The 2,085-nt window shown below is 40.4% G+C and carries 4 protein-coding genes; 2 read left to right on the forward strand and 2 right to left on the reverse strand.

Annotated elements, in window-relative coordinates:
• Positions 1-30: 30 nt before the first annotated feature.
• On the reverse strand, positions 31-888 hold the full coding sequence (locus QZZ35_RS11460; protein WP_291237524.1) for an ABC transporter ATP-binding protein: 858 nt from the start codon (positions 886-888) through the stop codon (positions 31-33).
• A gap of 2 nt (positions 889-890) precedes the next feature.
• Entirely contained in the window at positions 891-1,265 is a 375-nt protein-coding gene (locus tag QZZ35_RS11465) for a GntR family transcriptional regulator (protein WP_291237525.1), read from the reverse strand.
• Positions 1,266-1,445: 180 nt separating this feature from the next.
• Between QZZ35_RS11465 and QZZ35_RS11470 the strand changes: the two genes are divergently transcribed.
• Positions 1,446-1,670 (forward strand): hypothetical protein, encoded by a 225-nt coding sequence (locus tag QZZ35_RS11470; protein ID WP_291237526.1) that lies wholly within the window; start codon positions 1,446-1,448, stop codon positions 1,668-1,670.
• A gap of 66 nt (positions 1,671-1,736) precedes the next feature.
• A complete protein-coding gene (locus QZZ35_RS11475) occupies positions 1,737-2,009 on the forward strand; it encodes a hypothetical protein (RefSeq protein ID WP_291236928.1) in 273 nt (90 codons plus the stop codon).
• The last annotated feature ends 76 nt before the right edge of the window (positions 2,010-2,085 follow it).

Raw genomic sequence — 2,085 nt, forward strand, 5'->3', positions numbered from 1 at the left:
TAAAACTCTTTATATAATAACCCTGTCATACTACCGTTCTCCCTTCACCTTAAATAAAAGCACATCTTCCAGACGTATTCTGTCGATCACACATTCAGGAAGAAGACGCCCCACATCTTCTCTGGAATTTACCAGAACGTCACACCGGTATGTTCCCCGGTCCACACCTACAATATAACGCTTCGGTATCTTTACGATGTCTTCCTCTTTGCAGTGAACAATGCCATAAGTTTCCATAATCTCATCTTTCTCTTCAGATAAAAAGATTTCACCTTTATGGATAAATGTGATATAATCTGCCACTTTTTCAAGGTCACTTGTTATATGTGACGATATAAGGACACTGTGTTCTTCATCCTGGATAAATTCCAGAAGCATATCCAGTATTTCATCCCTAACGACAGGATCCAGTCCGCTGGTCGCCTCGTCAAGGATGAGCAGTTTCGGCCGATGTGCCATAGCTGTCGCAATCAGAAGTTTCATCCGCATACCGGTAGAATAATCCTGTATCCGCTGTGTGGCAGAAAGGGAAAAACGTTCGCACAAACGCTCATAATAAGGTTCATCCCATTTTTTATAAATTTTGCTCATAAAAGCACCGATATTCGTTATATTTAATGAAGCGTGAAAACCGGCACCATCCAGAACAACACCGATATCTTCCCGGATTGCTTTCCCTGAATCCTTCATACTTTTGCCAAAAACAGAAATCTTTCCGCCGTCAATATGGATCAGATCCAATATCGCTTTAAGCGTTGTCGACTTCCCGGCACCGTTTTCACCGATCAGCCCCATAATACATCCGCCGGGAATCTTAAAGCTGACATCCTTTAAAGCAAATTCCGGATATTGTTTTCTTAATCCTTCCACCTCAATAATATATTCCATAACTAATCCTCCTCATAGACCATCCGAAGAATCTCCTGCAATTCTTCACAGCTGATTCCGCTCTGCTTCGCAAGACGAACACCTTCCGTCAAAGTTTCTTCTATCTTTCGATACTGTTCTTCCTTCATGACTTCCGTATTCGCATCCGATACAAAACTGCCCCTGCCGACAACCGTATGGATGAAACCGCTTCTCTCCAGTTCTTCGTAGGCCCGCTTTGTTGTAATCACACTGATATGAAGATCCTTGGCAAGAGCCCGCATCGACGGCAGAGCTTCTCCGCCCCGAAGTTCCCCCCGCATGATCATGTCCTTAATCTGATTGGTAATCTGTTCATATATGGGCAAATTACCTGAATTACTTATAATGATATTCACATGGCACCTCTCTGTAAATATTGTATATATTTGATATATACAATATATCATCATATATACACATTGTCAACCATTGTATATACCTCAAAAAATATTTTTTTATTTTTTTCAAACAAAAACGGCCCTATACAAAAAGATATCGTATATATAAGTGAAAAGAAAAATAAAGGAGGCTGAAATATGTCAAAAGAATTAACAAAGAAACCCCTTACGGAAATCTCTGATGACCAGTTGGATCAGGTAACTGGCGGAACAAATACACAGGATATTAAACAGATTACAAAAGAACCTTCTCTTAAAAGTGCGAATTCTGCATCAAATACAGTTCAGGCAGAAGCCGGATTTTTCTCCTCAGATCAAGAAAAGCTTAATGGTGGTTTCTTCTCTGAGGAAAACGAAAAATAGTCTGTCAACAATTTAGGCCGGTTGCTCTAATGTAAATCATAGAATCGATTATAGGAGGAATTTATAATGAATAAAGAAAACTTTTCTTTGAATGACGAAGAACTTAAAGAGATCAGTGGTGGATTTATAGATATAGGTCCTCAAGTAAGCTGCAATAAGATTTGTTCCAAGTGCGGCGGGCATGTGTACCATCAAGCTGGAATTGTAGCCGTGTATAGTTCCGGTCAACGCGATCTCATCGGTCTCGCTTATTTCTGCGAAGGCAACGGTGTTGATCAGGGGCCTCACGAATTTTCTGTTGTTGGAGGCGAAGAAGGCCATTGTATGCCTGCTGAGTAAAAAAAGTCTGAGGACCAATTAGATCAGGTAACTGGCGGAACAAATACACAGGATATTAAACAGATTACAAAAGAAC

It is taken from the genome of Frisingicoccus sp., from assembly GCA_016298055.1.
In the GTDB taxonomy this organism is placed as follows: domain Bacteria; phylum Bacillota; class Clostridia; order Lachnospirales; family Lachnospiraceae; genus Frisingicoccus.

Bases quoted from the DNA above. Each gene is read 5' to 3' on its own strand.
- QZZ35_RS11460 (WP_291237524.1), bottom strand. From the start codon at position 888: ATGGAATATATTATTGAGGTGGAAGGATTAAGAAAACAATATCCGGAA.
- QZZ35_RS11470 (WP_291237526.1), top strand. From the start codon at position 1,446: ATGTCAAAAGAATTAACAAAGAAACCCCTTACGGAAATCTCTGATGAC.
- QZZ35_RS11475 (WP_291236928.1), top strand. From the start codon at position 1,737: ATGAATAAAGAAAACTTTTCTTTGAATGACGAAGAACTTAAAGAGATC.